The sequence below is a fragment of the Candidatus Symbiobacter mobilis CR genome (genome assembly GCF_000477435.1).
GTDB lineage: Bacteria > Pseudomonadota > Gammaproteobacteria > Burkholderiales > Burkholderiaceae_C > Rhodoferax > Rhodoferax mobilis.
On the sequence record NC_022576.1, the window covers coordinates 492,375 to 508,496 of the forward strand.

12 protein-coding genes and 1 tRNA gene are annotated in these 16,122 nt (G+C 60.1%); 1 reads left to right on the forward strand and 12 read right to left on the reverse strand.

The window, feature by feature from the left end; translation table 11 throughout:
- Positions 1 to 180: 180 nt before the first annotated feature.
- The 8 genes from CENROD_RS01965 to CENROD_RS02000 all read right to left on the reverse strand — a co-directional run bounded on the left by CENROD_RS01965 (position 181) and on the right by CENROD_RS02000 (position 8,454).
- Positions 181 to 591 carry a type II toxin-antitoxin system VapC family toxin gene (locus tag CENROD_RS01965; protein WP_022771389.1) on the reverse strand — a complete coding sequence of 137 codons (411 nt, stop codon included), beginning with the start codon at positions 589 to 591 and terminating at the stop codon, positions 181 to 183.
- The gene (locus CENROD_RS01970; protein ID WP_022771390.1) at positions 591 to 830 is read right to left on the reverse strand and encodes an AbrB/MazE/SpoVT family DNA-binding domain-containing protein; all 240 of its coding nucleotides are present in this window, start codon (positions 828 to 830) and stop codon (positions 591 to 593) included. The genes CENROD_RS01965 and CENROD_RS01970 overlap by 1 nt, the downstream gene beginning before the upstream one ends.
- Positions 831 to 1,223: 393 nt before the next feature.
- Positions 1,224 to 1,299, reverse strand: a tRNA-Phe gene (locus CENROD_RS01975).
- 31 nt (positions 1,300 to 1,330) lie between these two features.
- On the reverse strand, positions 1,331 to 2,089 hold the full coding sequence (locus CENROD_RS01980) for a hypothetical protein (RefSeq protein WP_022771391.1): 759 nt from the start codon (positions 2,087 to 2,089) through the stop codon (positions 1,331 to 1,333).
- An 86-nt stretch (positions 2,090 to 2,175) separates the two neighbouring features.
- Positions 2,176 to 4,353: a DUF1631 family protein gene (locus CENROD_RS12310; protein WP_051360275.1), complete on the reverse strand. Its 2,178-nt coding sequence runs from the start codon at positions 4,351 to 4,353 to the stop codon at positions 2,176 to 2,178.
- A gap of 23 nt (positions 4,354 to 4,376) precedes the next feature.
- Entirely contained in the window at positions 4,377 to 6,038 is a 1,662-nt protein-coding gene (ettA, locus tag CENROD_RS01990) for an energy-dependent translational throttle protein EttA (protein ID WP_022771393.1), read from the reverse strand.
- Positions 6,039 to 6,235: 197 nt separating this feature from the next.
- Entirely contained in the window at positions 6,236 to 8,029 is a 1,794-nt protein-coding gene (locus CENROD_RS01995) for a polysaccharide deacetylase family protein (RefSeq protein ID WP_022771394.1), read from the reverse strand.
- Entirely contained in the window at positions 8,026 to 8,454 is a 429-nt protein-coding gene (locus CENROD_RS02000) for a hypothetical protein (protein WP_022771395.1), read from the reverse strand. The genes CENROD_RS01995 and CENROD_RS02000 overlap by 4 nt, the downstream gene beginning before the upstream one ends.
- Positions 8,455 to 8,896: 442 nt before the next feature.
- On the opposite strand from CENROD_RS02000, the gene CENROD_RS02005 reads away from it, so the two are divergent.
- Positions 8,897 to 10,540 (forward strand): DEAD/DEAH box helicase, encoded by a 1,644-nt coding sequence (locus tag CENROD_RS02005; protein ID WP_022771396.1) that lies wholly within the window; start codon positions 8,897 to 8,899, stop codon positions 10,538 to 10,540.
- Between the two features lie 122 nt (positions 10,541 to 10,662).
- Here CENROD_RS02005 and CENROD_RS02010 read toward each other — a convergent pair whose 3' ends face one another.
- The 4 genes from CENROD_RS02010 to CENROD_RS02025 all read right to left on the reverse strand — a co-directional run bounded on the left by CENROD_RS02010 (position 10,663) and on the right by CENROD_RS02025 (position 15,915).
- Positions 10,663 to 13,788 carry an efflux RND transporter permease subunit gene (locus CENROD_RS02010; RefSeq protein WP_022771397.1) on the reverse strand — a complete coding sequence of 1,042 codons (3,126 nt, stop codon included), beginning with the start codon at positions 13,786 to 13,788 and terminating at the stop codon, positions 10,663 to 10,665.
- 7 nt (positions 13,789 to 13,795) lie between these two features.
- The gene (locus CENROD_RS02015) at positions 13,796 to 14,905 is read right to left on the reverse strand and encodes an efflux RND transporter periplasmic adaptor subunit (RefSeq protein WP_187292319.1); all 1,110 of its coding nucleotides are present in this window, start codon (positions 14,903 to 14,905) and stop codon (positions 13,796 to 13,798) included.
- A gap of 52 nt (positions 14,906 to 14,957) precedes the next feature.
- The gene (locus CENROD_RS14235) at positions 14,958 to 15,467 is read right to left on the reverse strand and encodes a disulfide bond formation protein B (protein ID WP_274518149.1); all 510 of its coding nucleotides are present in this window, start codon (positions 15,465 to 15,467) and stop codon (positions 14,958 to 14,960) included.
- A gap of 136 nt (positions 15,468 to 15,603) precedes the next feature.
- Complete coding sequence (locus CENROD_RS02025; RefSeq protein ID WP_022771400.1) at positions 15,604 to 15,915, reverse strand: hypothetical protein; 312 nt, start codon at positions 15,913 to 15,915, stop codon at positions 15,604 to 15,606.
- Between the last annotated feature and the right edge of the window lie 207 nt (positions 15,916 to 16,122).

Below are 16,122 nucleotides of genomic sequence, written 5' to 3' on the forward strand. Positions count from 1 at the left end.
TATTCCAGTAGGGGCTGCACCATCGCATTGCACGCGGCGGGCGGTGCTCGGAATCCTCATGTGGTGTAAGTACATTCCGGTTCCTGCGCTCCGGTGCCACGCACACTGCTTCGGCTCGCCTGCCTACTGAAATAGGTTCTTAGCCATCGACTCCATATATCTCGACAGTTTTCAATTTGTTCATGTGGTGACGCTTGGCGCAATTAGCGTTACGCCAGGGAAATATGCGGCGTAGCGGCGCGTATCGCGGGTCAGGACTGGATGACCTGACACTGCTGCGTGCGCACCGATGAAAAAATCGCCGAGAACATTGCTCTTCGTCCCGCCTTGTTGGCGGTAACGTACAAAAGCCTTGCCGGCGAGGAACAATGCCGGGCGCGGTAACTCAATCAGCACCAGCCCTAACTGCTCGATTGTTTCGTCCAGTGCCTCAACGGTCGAAAAGGTCAGCGACAGTTCGGAGTAGATGATCGGGTTGATCGCCAGCCGGTGAACTTTCGATTGCGCGCGCAGTTGGCCAATGGACCAGTCCGCCCATTCCGGATCGTTTTCCAGAACGTCCACCAATACGTTGGTATCGATCAGCAACATCAGCCTTCGCCACGCAGTAGCGCCATCAGGTCGTCAGTTCGCCATTTGACATCTGCCTTACCACGGGCCGATTCGAAGTGGTCGGGCTTGCGACTGAGCCGTACGCCTACCTTGTGAATGACGACATCCCCTTCACGATTGACCGCAAAATCTACCGAACAACCGGGTGCCAGATTCAGCGCATCGCGAATCTGCTTGGGGATGGTGACCTGACCCTTGCTGGTAAGTGTCGTCGACATGTCACGGCTCCTGTTGTATTACAAATATATTCATTGTAATACTCGATAAAGTGGGCCCCGAATTCAAGACAAAAACCTGAATCCGTGTTCCCTTCGACTAGCACCTTCCTTGCGGGCCTGAATGCATGAATTTCGAGCGTTCTGCCTTGGGTTTGGCCCTCGTCACCATCGATCCAGGGAACATTCGGTCGGGATATCAGGGCAAATCTGCCATATCAGTGCCTTCAATCAGCGCATTTCCCACATCTCGCGCAAACCCACCCCTTCCGACAATCCGGAATCCGCAACCTGTGGGTCGTGGCGCTCGCGGGCCATCATCCCGAAGATGCGGCAGTCCTCAAGGGAAGGCCAGAAGTGAAAAAGCCCAACCGAGAACGGTTGGGCTTGATGTAATGGTGGCCTGGGGCGGAATCGAACCACCGACACAAGGATTTTCAGTCCTCTGCTCTACCGACTGAGCTACCGGGCCACGAAGCCAAACATTGTAGCGATAGCTGCGTTCACAAATCCCCGTACTGGGTGTTGCTGAGAGGCGAGGGGGGTTCATGCTCTTCCAGCAACTCGGTGTCTTCGAAGCCCGTAGGGCGTTTTTTCTTGGGGTCGGGGGTTTTGCGCAGGCCGGAGGAAGTGGGAGTGGGGTCGAGGGCTTGCCTGAAAGCCAGTACCTCGTCGGTGCCGATAGGGTCAAAAAACGTCCCCGAACGGGCAGGATCACGCGCTGTGGTACGTAGGCCAGTTCGTGGTGGGGGCGACACAGTAGAGGTGGCAGCAGATGCCGAAGCCGATGCGGCAGGGGATGCAGCAGCGGGAGCGGTAGCAGTGCTGGTATGGCCCGCAGAGGTGGCGGAGGCAGCGATGCGTGCGGCGGTCGTCATGCCGACATCGTTGGTAGCCGAAAGAGGGGACGTGCAGCGCCAGTACACCGATTTGATCAGCAGGCTGTGCTGGGATTGGGCGCTATCGACGATGCAACGTTCCAAGTCTGCCATGATGTCTTGGCGGACGATGCGGGGGTCGCGTACATCGATCATCACGACGAATTGGCGGCCTTCCCGATCCAGAGTCAGCACTTTGAAGCTATAGCTGGCTGCGAGGATCTCGCTACGGAGCATGACCTCGCGAACGACTTGGTACACATGCTGTCGGTGATCCTGCCGTTGCGTCTTGGGAGGGGGTGAGCCGGGTTGCGGCCGGGACGACGCGGTGTGGGGGTTGGTCGCTGGAATCGACCTGCGTAGGAACCACCGAAGCAATGACATACGCCTTCCTTTCTGCGACCGTTGTAAACCCATGACTTGGACGGGGAGTGGGGACAATGGCGCGAAAGATCGTAGCACGCCCCCATTCAGGGCTTGGCTCCCACAGTGTGCAAGCTGTTGAGCATCGCACGATGCACTACGTCGTCCAAGGCACTATCGACGACGGATTGGTCTGCCAATACGCGCAAGCTATAGCTTTCGAGCAGCCGTTCGACGGTGCGGCTTGTCATCGACTGTGTCTGTCCATGCGCGTCCGCAAAGAGGAACATGGTTCGCTGTGGGCTGATCCACGTCAGTTGCATGCGCGCCCAGGTCTCCTTGTTCCATAGTTCGAACCAGGTTCCCACCTCCAAGCCTGCCGGGGTTGGTGTGGCGGGGGGCAGGGCATCTGACTTCGGCAAATCGGGACGAACGGTGGGAAGCTCGTCTTCTTCCGGCATATCCATAAACCCGGAAGCCTTGGCTTCCGCAGGAGCTACCCAGTGGTCGTGTGGCGAAGTCAGGCTTGGCGCCAACCCATGGCGTGACGGAGGAACGACCACTGGAGGAGAGGTGGTCTGGAACGCTTGCTGGTGGAGCTTCATCAACACATCGAAGAATGCGCTCGTTGCAGTGGATGGGTAGTCAATCAGCTTGAGGCCCTCGCGCAGCGTGGAGAGCAGGCGGGGAACGAGTTTGGTTAGCTTGCTGACGTTTTGCCGGGTCAAGTCGGGCTGGGCGCTCCACAGCAGGGCGTTGACCAATTCCTTGTAATGCCCGGGGTCTTCGTCATTCTTGCCGTGGTGCAATTCGGCACAAGCCATGACTTGCGTCCAGGGGCCGCAGAGGAACTCCGCAATGGGCGCGGGAACTCGCCGTAGCTCCGGCAATAGCTCCAAGGCAGCGACCATTTTTGCGGCGATTAGATTGCGCGCTTCGGCCTCCTGCAAGGCTTTCACCGCAGTTTCGGGGGCAGCGCCGGACTTGCGGTCACACGTCGCGGCCCACATCGTGCGGAGCTTTTCCAATGCATCGACGAAGGGCGCATCGTCCTCAATGAACTGTTTGCACAACGGCACTACGCAGCGGTATAGCGACATCACAAATGCCCCGAAGTGCGGGGCATTGACCGAAGCAAACGCGAGGCCTCTTTCGGTGATTTCATTGAGCAGCGCACGTGCCGGGTGTTCTCGATCCCGAAAAAACCGGGGATCGACGATGACCATGCGCAGCAGCGCGGGTTCAAGGTTTTCGATAACCCTGCGGATAGGTTCGAGCAGCCGCTTGTCATGAACGATGTTGTCGACCATCAGGGATACGACTTCAATGCCCAACAACTGTTGGGTATCGCTGCATCCGGTCAACAGCATTTGGCGTACAGCCTGTGGAGTGGATTCTTGCAAAGTGGCTTCGAGCAAGGCGCGCTGGTCTGTAGCGAGCACTGCATCGGGTTGCGTGGGCGTGGCGTCGTCGAATGCGGCGGGCACCGTCCCAGCGTAGCGGATGCCCTCATCGCAGGAGGCAGGGTGGGTATCTTCCCCGGTCAGCAGCGAGTGCAGGTTGTCGATCGTGAGGTGACCAGTCGGCGCGAAAGAAGGCGGCGAGGCAGATTCTGACGTGGCGGATTTCTGCAATGCAGCAGCCAAGGCAGCCACGCCCTGGCTATGCAGATAACCACACAGCCCGGCATACAAGTCCTGCAAGGCCTTGCCCAGTACCGCAGGCATCGTGTGGTTGAGCCAGTCCATGCGCACTTGGGCAGGAATGGCTGTGTGGACGAAAGACTCCTGCAATGCAGTGAGGTAGACCACCGGGCGCAAGGGGTTTTGGGTGGGACGAACGGCAGTCAGCCCCAGCATGGCGCAGACAAAGCCGTCCAGCTCGGTCAGCGACTGTTGCGTGATCTGGCGAATCTCCTGTAAGGCGCGAACCAGTTGCATCTGTTCCTGCATCTGGCGTGTATTCATGTGCTGCAACTGCTTGTGGTGCAGCCCGGCACAGGCCATGGATTCCAGCGGGGAATCGGGGATGCGGCGGTCTTCGAGGTATCCACGGAGAACGACAGCAAAGCGCTCCGCCAGTGCGCGAGCCTTGTCTTCCAATAGCTTGATGCTCAAACGCAGCCGGTCGCGTTCCATGGGGCTGGACTGCTGCCGTGCGGCGGTCTCCAGCGCGCGCCGCACGGCAGACAGCACTTGCATGAGCAACGGCTTGCCATCCATGGCAGCCTGCTCAAGGATGTCCAAGAGCAAGGCTTGGCGTTGATCCGAATCCAAGCGGGGCACAGGCCGATCCTGTTGGCGGGGGGCTAGTGCAGAGATTTGAACCGCGCTCGTTTCGGCTTGGCGCCTTCTTCACCCAGGCGCAGACGTTTGTCGGCCTCGTACTCGTGGTAGTTGCCGTGGAAGAAGAACCACTGGCTATCACCTTCGCAAGCCAGGATATGCGTGGCGATGCGGTCGAGGAACCAGCGGTCGTGGCTGATGACCAAGACAGCCCCAGGAAATTCGAGCAACGCTTCTTCCAAGGCGCGCAGGGTTTCCACGTCGAGGTCGTTCGAGGGTTCGTCGAGTAGCAATACATTGGCCCCGGCAATCAGCGTCTTGGCTAGGTGCAGCCGCCCGCGTTCACCACCGGAAAGGGTGCCGACGCGCTTTTGCTGGTCGCCACCATTGAAGTTGAAGCGGCCGCAGTAGGCACGGCTCGGCAGGGTGAATTTGCCGATGGTGAGCATGTCCAATCCACCGGAAATATCTTCCCAGACGGTTTTTTCGTTGGCGAGGTCGTCGCGATGTTGATCGACGAAGGTCATCTTGACGGTGCTGCCGATCTTGATCGTTCCGCTATCCGGGGTTTGCTGACCGGAAATCATGCGAAACAGCGTGGATTTGCCTGCGCCATTCGGCCCAATGATCCCAACAATGGCGCCGGGGGGAATTTGGAAGCTGAGTTTGTCGATCAGCACCCGCTCCCCATACGCTTTGCTGACGTTGCAAAACTCGATGACGTCGTTACCGAGTCTGTCGCCAACGGGGATGAAAATTTCATTCGTTTCGTTGCGCTTCTGGTATTCGTGGTCGCACAGCTCTTCGAATCGCGCCAAGCGGGCCTTGCTTTTGGCTTGGCGGGCTTTGGGGTTTTGGCGTGCCCACTCCAGCTCTTTCTTGAGCGCCTTGGCGCGGGAATCTTCGCTGCGTTGTTCCAGCGCCAACCGGGCTTGCTTCTGTTCCATCCACGCGCTGTAGTTGCCCTTGAACGGGATCCCCGCTCCCCGGTCGAGTTCCAGAATCCATTGCGCTGCGTTGTCGAGGAAGTAACGATCGTGCGTCACAGCGACGACGGTTCCCGGGTAGCGCTGCAAAAAGACTTCGAGCCATTCGACGGATTCGGCGTCAAGGTGGTTCGTCGGTTCATCGAGCAACAGCATGTCCGGCCGTGATAGCAGCAGGCTGCACAGGGCGACACGGCGCTTTTCGCCGCCGGAGAGCACCTCAATGCGCGCATCCCATGGGGGTAGGCGCAGAGCATCGGCGGCGATTTCGAGCTGGTGTTCGCCTTCCAGCCCGGTAGCGGAGATGACGGCCTCCAGTTCGGCTTGCTCGGTGGCCAGCGCGTCGAAGTCCGCGCCTTCTTCGGCATACGCGGCATAGATTTCTTCGAGTCGGGCTTTGGCGGAAAGCACCTTTTGCATCCCGGATTCGACGCATTCGCGTACGGTTTGCGTGGGATCGAGCTGCGGTTCCTGCGGAAGGTAGCCAATGTGCAGCCCCGGCATAGGAGTGGCCTCGCCCTCGATGTCCCGATCCAACCCCGCCATGATCTTGAGCAGCGTCGATTTGCCGCTGCCATTGGTGCCCAGCACCCCGATCTTGGCGCCAGGGAAGAAGCTCAGCGAAATGTCCCGCAAGATCTGTCGTTTGGGAGGGACGATTTTGCCGAGATGCTGCATCGTGAAGACGTACTGAGCCATGAAAACACTTTCGTCTATGGGATAAGGTGGGGATTATCGGCGCCTACTCGTGGGGGTCTGCGGGGCTATGCAGGGCTACGGTCAGCACGACTTTTCCCTCCCCCAGCGCCGCGATCGCGACTTCCGTCGCTCCTACAACGGGGGGGCAGAAGCGTTGTGCTGGGGTGGGAACTTCGGTGGTTGCGATGGTTTTCGCTTCAGAATTCCACCGAATAGCCGTAGTGCCCCGTACCCAATTCCTGCCGAAATACGATCGCAGAGCGCCAAGCGTCAATGCGTACCAGCTCGGGCTGGGGCATCGTGGCGGCGTTGGGTAGCACGCGGCGGGGCGTGCGATCCCGGGCAGGGTGGGTAATGACGAACGTCAGCCCGCGAACCTGGCCTGGCGCCCGGACTGTAAAGGTAAAGCGGTTTTGCAGTAGCGGCCCCGGCAGAAAAGACACACGTTCGCGCATCCGCCACCACTGCGCGATGTCTGCACTGGTCGCAGCCCACACTTTTGTCTTCTGCTGGCGAATCCGCTGAAGATAGGCGGGAACCTGCGTGGCCATCGACCCTTGTGGGGAATAGTGCTGGGAATGCACGGCCAACACCCCTAGCGCTCCTGCTTCCGCCTGGTATTCCGCATCCCGTTGCAGCGTGGTGCGCAGGGTTTCGGTATCCAATTTCAACCCCAGGTACGTCAGATCGTCGCCTTGGGTTCTGGGCAACACGACCAAGGCTTGTTCGGGGCCGAGATTGGGTTCGGACTGGGAAAAACACGGAACCCGGGTTTCGCAAGCCCCAGGCCCGGCAACGTGGTGGCGAATTCCCAGTGGACGCAGCAGTTGTTCCGTCGTGGCATCCCAAGACTCTGCCGGAGCCCTGAACCCTGTTACTGATAGCGTAAGCCGGGAGCCGAGCACGTTCTTCATGTCGGCCACCATCGCTTCGAGCCGACCTTTCTGGATATTTTTCGGCTTGCCTTTGAAGCCATACCCTGCATCGCCCAAATAGCCGATTTCATGCCGAGGAACAAGGCGTTCGAGCACGCTGCGATATCCCAGTGCAGCGCCAGTCACGGCGAAAAACGATCCGCGCAGGCCGAACTGTTCCAGGTGCGAAGCAAAGTGTTCCGCGTTGGCAAAGCCGTCTTCCACGTCCATCACGAACGTGTGTGCCCAAATGTGGCCATTGGGCCAGCTTGCCTGACTGACGGTGGGTTGGCGTTGCAACCATGCCATGGCGCCGTCGAGCAAGCTGGAGAGCCGTTTGCGTTCGTCGTAATCCCAGCTCGATTCCGCAAACCCCAGGTACACCCTGCGGGATGCGCCTTTTTCCAGGAAAGCGATGGCGCCATTGGTCTCTGGCGGCTGAGGAAAGCGCTGCCAATCAACATAGCGTGCGGCCAGGTTCGCAGACTGGACGCGCACAGGGGTTTCCGCTACTTCACCAAGAAAAATACGCTCGCCGACTGGAACGGGCCAAGTCAGCGGGCCATCACCGAAGGGTTGGAGAAAGCGCTCGTTCGAACCCAATGCCACCTTGCCGGTCACACGCATGTCCAGCATCGTTTCCAGAAAGCCGTACCCCACCCAGCGACCGGTTCCATCACGCGCTCCGGTTCCCCACGTCAACAGAACGCTGCCCCCGGCTTCCGCATAGCGGGTGATTGCAGCGCGTTCTTGGTCGTCGAGCAGAATCGCAGAGCCGAGCACCAGCACACCGGGAGCCAACCCGGCGAGAAGTTGAGGACGGGAGACTTCCCGAAATTCGGTGGTCGAGCGACGCAAATAGGTACGCCAACGGTCGGTCAGTGCATCGTAGTTGGCGCCGTTGGCGGCAAAAAAAGCGTGTGTCGCCGGGCTTTGGTATAGGTAGTGTGGACCAGAAGAGGAGGCAAATGCCCATGCGGCAGAACCAGGTACGAACGCGAAGCACCATACCAGGATCCATGCAAAGAAGCACTCCGGCGCGACGCTGCGTGCCCCGACAACGCGCAAGGCATTCACGGACGCACCGGGTTCCACGAAGGGTCGAGCACACTCGCAGGTGCTCCGGGCAGCTTTTGCGAGGAGGTCAGGGAATCGGACACCATACTGTGGATGCGATCTACCTCGGCAGGGGTCAGCCATTGAAAGTCATACGCGGGCTCGAGGATGCCCACAGGCGCCGTGGTCACCACATAGTCTGCGCGGCCTTGCTGCCGGGGCCGACGGTCACGGAAAGTCAGGCGGATAGTGTCCCGAATGAACAACTCGGTTTGGTCGAACCACTGTGCCCATGGATGGGGGAGTGGCAACCCCGCCAACACTGCCAGGTACAACCCGGAAAGCAAGGCCAAGACGGAAGATCCTCCCGCAAGCAGGAGCCATGCGCGCAGAGACAGCGCTAGCCATAAGCGATGCAGGGGATGCCAGTCGAAAGCAAGAGACATGGATGAGAGGCAGGAACCCAAAAAGTATAGCCATCGACCATGCGAGAATCTCCGAAAGAAAACTATTGCTGGTAACGTGCCACGTGGTTTTCTGCCTGCCCCGGTATCCTTGGTTTTTTCAAGAACCGGTTGGAATTTGAAAGCATCGGCTGCGCAATGTTCCCTGTTGTAACGATGTACTTTCTGCCCCTTTTTTGGCAAATTGCTTGTTGTATTGCCTAGCCTGCGGCTAGGTTCTGGGATCGCTAATTCGGCCAATACATGTGGCCTCCATTGGCATCAACGGGCCTTCCCAAGGCCGCTTCTTGCTATCGATGTTCCCGCCTGACGGTTTCCCCGACGTCTGCCACCCAGCATAGACTGGGTGTTGTCGTGCGCCAAGCTGGTGCGTCGATGGCTTTGGCAGTCGTGCAGGGAACTGCTGCACATAGGGTGTGCTTTTATGCAATCTGACGAAATTTCCCTGGCACCATCCCTCGCCCAATCCCTGCAAGCCCAGGGCCACGCCGAATGCACGCCGTTGCAGCAACGGCTCATCCCTGCGTTGTGGGAATCCACGGATCTGCTCTGCGCAGCTCCATCGGGGGCGGAACGCACCATCGCTTGCGCTGCAGCACTGCTCCATGTGCTGGATTCGCAGCCGCTTGTGCAATCCACTGCGCAGTCTGCACCTCAGGAACGGTTGTGCCCCAGGGTGCTTGTACTGGTTGCCCACCGGGATCGTGCCGCGCAAGTGGAAGAGGCTTTTTTTGCGCTTGCCAAATCAGCGGCGTTGCCTTTCTTCTGTGTGGATTTGGGTGCCGCAGCAGCCAAGGTTGCGTTCACGCAGGCCGATGTCGTCGTCGTGACCGGGAACCGTGCGGTCGAAGCGCTAGAGCGCGGAACCCTCGACCTTGGGCAGGTGCAGAGGGTTGTCGTCGATGACCTTGATCGTGTGCTGGAGATGGGCTGGCAGGATTCGCTGCACCGGGTGCAAGCTGCACTGCCTGCTTCCGCGCAAGTCGTGGCTTTTGTGGGTAGGCTGGGGCAAGAGGCATGCGCATGGGCGCAATCGCGCCTTCGGGAGCCCAGGCTGCTCGATCTTTCCGACGTATCGACGCAGCCAGCAATGTGTGGACTGCGTGCGCACCCGGTGGGGCGTGATCGAAAAAGGGAATTGCTGTTGCGCTTGCTACCCGGATATGCGTCGCCAGTGCTGGTGTTTGCACGCACACGCTATGTGGCGGATGCGTTGGTGTCTGGCTTGCGCCGCGCTGGGGTCGAAGCCGTCGTCGCGCACGGGCACAAAAGCCCTGCCGCACGCGAAGCTGCCGCACGCAGTCTGCTGGAGGGCAAGGCGCGTGTCCTCATCGCAACGGATTTTTGGGCACGCGGTGTCCAGCTTGGGCGCTGTGCAGTGGTCGTGCAGTACGACACGCCAATTTCCCTGACCGATTTTGCGTGGCGTGCATCGCATTTGGAGAATGGGGAAACCCCTGGAACGGCTGTGTTTTTGCGTAGCGCGGAAGAGCAGGCCAGCTTGCAGACCATTGAGCAAGCACTGGGTTGCCCTGTTGTCGTCGAAGAACTCCTGGGGCCACCGCCTCGGGAGGACGACGCCGCAGTACAGACGGATCAACCTGTGTTGGAAAGGCCAGCCCGTAGGCCGCAACGCCCCCCCCGCGTTGCCGGTGCTACTGGTGGTGCTGCAGGGATCCTCATCATCAAGGAATCTGCCCCTGCTACGCAGCCAAAAACGGGAATGCGTACCAAACCGAAAGTGCGCTCCAGCGTACCCAAGCCCGCTACCAAGGTACGTGAGGACATCCCACGCCGCAACAAGGAACCCCGTACGCAGGAGCCGCGCAGTCACCTGACGGCTGCGGAATTGGCTCTCCTATCCCCTGGGCGCGGAGGGTTTTCCGGGCCGCGTTTCAACAAGGACAATGGCCAGCCGGATCCCATGCGTACCAGCGTGGACATCATGCGTAGCCGGGGAGGAGATATGGCTAGCATGGCAAGCTACGGCGCCGAATCGCGCGACCCCGCCGAGCTGAAGCACTTGGACGCCGTCTCGCGTTCGATGGTGCGCAGAAAGTTCCGCTAAGAGTAAGGGCCTATCAGGGCCTATTTCGGTAGGCTACAAGCCTAGGCCACTCTCGCCCATTGCGACTTCCATCGCTCCTACAAGGGGGCCATGCCTACACGGGGCGATGCCTACCAAGGTGGCTATGTGCCCCGTTTCTTGTACCAACGGCTCTTCCACTTTGCCACGTCGTCGAGGAGGCAGTAGACGACGGGGACGACGACAAGGGTGAGCAGCGACGAGGTGATGACCCCGCCGATGACGGCTTGTCCCATCGGGGCGCGCATTTCCGATCCTTCGGACAGCGCCAGCGCCAAGGGCAGCATGCCGAACACCATCGCCAGCGTCGTCATCAGAATAGGGCGCAGCCGCACGCGGGCGGCAAGCAGCAGGGCTTCGTTGCGTTCCATCCCATCAGCTTGTGCGCGAATCGCAAAGTCCACCAGCAAGATGGCGTTTTTGGTCACCAGGCCCATCAGCATTACGATCCCGATCACCGAAAACAGCGACAGGGTCGAATGGAACAACATCAGCGCGAGCACGACGCCGATCAGCGTCAGCGGTAGCGACGTCATTAGCGCCAACGGCTGCAAAAAGCTGTGGAATTGGCTGGCCAAGATCATGTAAATGAAGATCACTGCCAGTACCAGCGCAGACAGCGCGTAGCCAAAGGCTTCCGCCATGTCTTTGACCGAACCGCTGAACTTGTAGCTGTACCCCGGTGGCAAGGCCATGCTGTCCATGGCCTTGCGGATGTCTTCGGACACTTCCCCGGCCGAACGGCCCGACACATTGCCGGTGATCGATACCTCGCGCGTCAAATCCCGGCGGTTGATGCGGTTCGACCCCGTCGACTCGCGAACATGGGCCACCTGGTTGAGCCGTACCATCTGCACGCTCCCGTCAGCCAAGGCGACATTCGCCAGGGGGAGCCGCTCCACATCTGCTGGCCGTACGCGTAGGGCGGGGGGAAGGCGGACGACGACGTCGTAAGTCTGGTCATCCGGCGCGCGCCAATTGCCTACCGTCACGCCGGCCACTTGGGTGCGCAGCGCTGAACCCACCTGTCCAATCGTTAGGCCCAGGTCGGCGGCCAAATCGCGGTCGAGGTCGATGTCCAGGGTGGGCTTGTCGTTTTCAAGGCTCGAGTCGATATCGACCAGCCCGGGAATGGCCCGCACTTTTTCGAGAGCAAGTGCGTTCAGGCGGGCGAGTTCTCCCTGGTCAGACCCCAGGATCGAAAACATGATTTGTTTTTGCCCGCCTACGGGGTCCCGCAAACCAACGTGCGTCACGGTGACCCCGGCAACCTGCCGCAGCCGCTCGCGCAGCAGGATAGACATGGCTTCGACGCTGCGCGTGCGATGCTTGCGGTCGTGTAGCCGCACGTAGGTGTTGGCGTAGTTCTTGCCTTGCGCGGAACCGACGTTGATCGTCGTCAGCGTGTAGCGCACCTCGGGCATGGCACGCAGCATGTCGTCGACAGCGCGGGCCTTAGCTTCAGTCACTTCGAGCGCAGACCCGACAGGGGTATGGAAAGAGAGCGTGATTTCCGAAAAATCCGACTTGGGAACGAACTCGGTGCCTAGCAGTGGAAGCAATGCCACGCTGGCCACAAAGACCCCGATGGCCAGCAACACCGTGATGGCCTTGTGATGCAACGCTTTGCGCAGCAAAGCCTGGTATTCCTGCGCGATCGTTTCCGTCGCATGGTCGAACCAGCCGGTGACGCGCCCAATCGTTCGGTCATACAGCGTGCGTTGCGTCGTGCCTGGTTCTTCGAGCAGGGGGTCATGCCAGATGCTGGAGAGCATGGGGTCGAGCGTGAAGCTGACGAACATCGAAATCAGCACCGCAGCAACGATGGTGATGCCGAACTCATGGAAAAACTTGCCGATGATCCCGCCCATGAACCCGATAGGTAGGAACACGGCGACGATGGACAGCGTGGTGGCCAGCACTGCCAAGCCGATTTCCTGCGTGCCGTCCATTGACGCTGAAAACGCATCCTTGCCCATTCGCACGTGGCGGACGATGTTTTCCCGCACGACGATGGCATCGTCGATGAGCAGGCCCACGCATAGGCTCAGCGCCATCATCGTGATCATGTTGATGGTGAACCCGAGCAGGTGCATCACATAGAACGTTCCGATCAGCGCGATGGGCAGCGTCAGCCCTGTGATGACCGTGGACCGCCACGAATTCAGAAACAGGAAGACGATCAGAATGGTCAGCATTGCCCCTTCGAACAGCGTCTGCCGCACGTTGGAGACGGCCACACGAATCTGCCGCGCACCGTCGGTGATGGGGGTGAGTTCCACGCCTTCCGGCAGTTCGGCGCGCAGCGTCTCGATAGTGCGGTACAGCCCGTCCACGACCTGGATCGTGTTTTCGTCCTGCGACTTTTGCACTTCCAGCAGCAGAGTGCGTTGGCCGTTGTAGAGCGCCAGACTGTCAACCTCGCTGGCGCCATCGACGACCGTGGCGACCTGGCCCAGGCGCACCGTCGTGCCCTGATTGCTGGCAATGATCAGCCGCGAAAAGTCTTCGGGGCGGTTGATGCGCCCGGCAATCTGGATCAGCCGATCCTGCTTGGTCGAACGGATCGCGCCGACGGGGATGTCCTGGTTTTCCTGGCTCAGGGCGGCAACGACCATGTCTGCGGTGACGTGGTACGCCTCCATCGCAAGGGGGTCGAGGTGGATACCGATTTCCCGCCACGTTCCGCCGACGAGCGTCACCGCACCAACGCCCCGTACGTTTTCGAGGCGCTTTTTGAGCGTCTGTTCGGCCCACACCGTCAATTCGACGGGAGACCAAGCCGATCCCTCCTTGGGCGAGACGGCGACGGACCAGATCGGGCGGCTGGCTGGATCGAACCGCAGCACGCGGGGTTCCTTGACCTCGTCGCGCAAGGATGCGCGCAGCGTGGCCACTTTTTCCCGCACGTCGTCAGCAGCCTTGCGCCCATCGATGTGCAGGCCGAATTCGATGACGACGACGGACTGGTTCTCGTAGGAGTTCGAGGTCAGCGCTTGGATCCCCGCAATCGCATTGACCCCTTCCTCGATCTTTTTGCTGACTTCGGATTCGACGATTTCCGCAGACGCTCCGGGGTACTCGGTGGTGACGACTACCACGGGGAAATCGACGTTGGGGAACTGATCGACCTGCAAGCGTTGCAGCGAAAACAACCCCAGCACTACCAGTGCAAGCATGACCATGGTGGCCAGGACGGGGTTGGCCAGGCTGACGCGGGTAAACCACATGGCGCAGTCAGGGCCGGATGCGCACGCTGGTGCCGGGCCGCAGGGTGCCGACGGTGCCGTCTACCAGGGATGCCCCTTGGGCCAACCCTTCGATGGCGACCCAGGTTTGCCCGTCGTAGTCGCCGCGAGCACCAGTGCGCACGGTCTGGTGTTGTACCTTCCCTTCCACGATCCGTTGCACGTAAGGGGAAGCCTTGTCTGTACGAACCGCGCTGAGGGGAACAGCCAGCGTGCGCACTGACCCCGTCTGCACGCTGCCCCGCGCAAACAATCCATGGCGCAGTGGGGGGTAGCCAGCTTCGAGCACGAGGGTCACGGGCACAGCGCGTGCGCTCGTCGCAGGGCTGATGCGGGCGACGCGGGCATGCAATGCTGTGGGGATGCCATCGACACGCAAAGTCGCGGATTGCCCAACGCGAACCGGAGCAGCTTCCGCAGGGCTGAGCGACACCTGCCATTCCATGCTCGTGATGTCGACGATATCGAGCAGCCGGGCTTCAACTCCGACGCGTTCTCCCTGCTCTACATATTTGTGGGCAACGTACCCTGTAATGGGGGAACGCAGCGTCGCATCGGCCAATGACTTGGCTGCCACGCCTGCAGCCGCCTTGGCCTGCGCCAAGTTGGCCTGCGCGGCATCCAAGGCCGAGCGGGCATGATCGAACGCGGTGGGCGACAAAAAACCGCTGGCACGCAGCGCCTGGTTGTTGCGGTCGGTACGCAAGGCGATGTCCACTTGCGCTTGCGCAGCACGAACCGTCTCTAGTGCCTGCTGGTGACGCAACCGTGCTTCCATCGCATCGATTTCCGCGACAACCTGCCCAGTGCGAACGGGGTCGCCCTCACGCAGCCGCAAAGTAACAACCTCGCCGGGGATGCGTGCCTTGATGAGCGCGGTGCGTTGCGCTTCGACAGGGCCGGAAGCGAAGACGATTTGTGCGAGGTCTATGGACGTAGCCTGCACCACATCCCCGGCAGCGAGGTCGACTGTGACTGCGGATTGCAATGCGGCGTGCTGGCGCACCCCGGCCTCTTGCCGACGTACACGATCCCAAAGCGCACGTCCTATGCTGACAGTGAGCAGAACCAATAACAGGGCTACGAGGGCCCATCGCACGCGCGCACTCATCGGCTATTCACCGGTCGGCTACTTGTGGGACTATCAGCCGTCACGGAGAGGGGCATGATGGAGACGCGGGGGATGCCGCAGGTACAGACTGTCGTAATGCGAACAGTTCCCGTATCGAGAGCACCGCGAACAGCGAAAAACAGAGGAACGTCCAATTCGCGATAGTGCCACCCAGAAAAACCCAGTCGGAAGAAGAGCAATCGCCGGTGGCATCAAAGAACATCGGCAAGGCCTTCCCCAAGGGGAGATTGGTGATCTGGCTGTACCAGTCCCGCCCGCAACTACCTTCCAGGGGCGGATACCACTGGATCCAGCTCTGGCGTGCAGCGACGACCGCGCCAAACAGTGCAAACATCAGCAACAAGGTAGCACACACACCATGCACGACGCGCCGACGAACCAGCGCAGCCAGCCCGGCGACGAGTGCCAGCGCAAGCAGCGCATACCGTTGGACGATACACATCGGGCAAGGCTCCACGCCAGTTTGGTGCTGCAAATACACCCCGTAACTCACCATCATCACACAGGCGATGCCAACGAAAGCGAACACAGCTCGGCCGCTAAACCATGCGAGGAATCGACGGTATAGATAGATAGCACGCGCAAAATCAAACACCTCCCCCGCAGTGCGGGTGGAGGTGTTGGAAGATGGGGAGACGATGAAGGAACCTGGCGCCGCAGAGGCGTCAGGAACTTGCCGGGGCGCTGCCGGGGGTTCCGGCTGGACCGGCTGCGCTGGAAGGGGCGCTTGCGGAGGAGTTGGAGGATTGCTTGGTGAGTTCATCGAGCGCCTTGCACGACGGGGAGCACACAGCTTGCGACTTGCCCAGAATTTTCTTGGAAACCATTTGGGATCGCGCGCGATGCTTGCCGCACAAGAAGCACGACATGGTCGCAGCACCGAAAGACGATGCAGCGGTGAACGGAGACCCGGAAACCTTGGACTTGTAGCGCAAGCCGTCGGCAACGATTTTGGTTTTGGTATCAGCTTTAGACATGGTATGCGAATTTTACGGCGGCTTGACCATGGAATACCAGGGGCATGCGGAGCAAACCTCGTCAGACTGGGGTACTTTCCGATGCGAACCTGTACCCGAAATGGCGATACCGAGGAAACGCTACATTCCTGCGCTTCGCTCTTTTCTCGCATTTCCTATTCGCATCTCTCGTGAGCCTCTTGCAAAATTCCTGCCGAAGCGAATAGC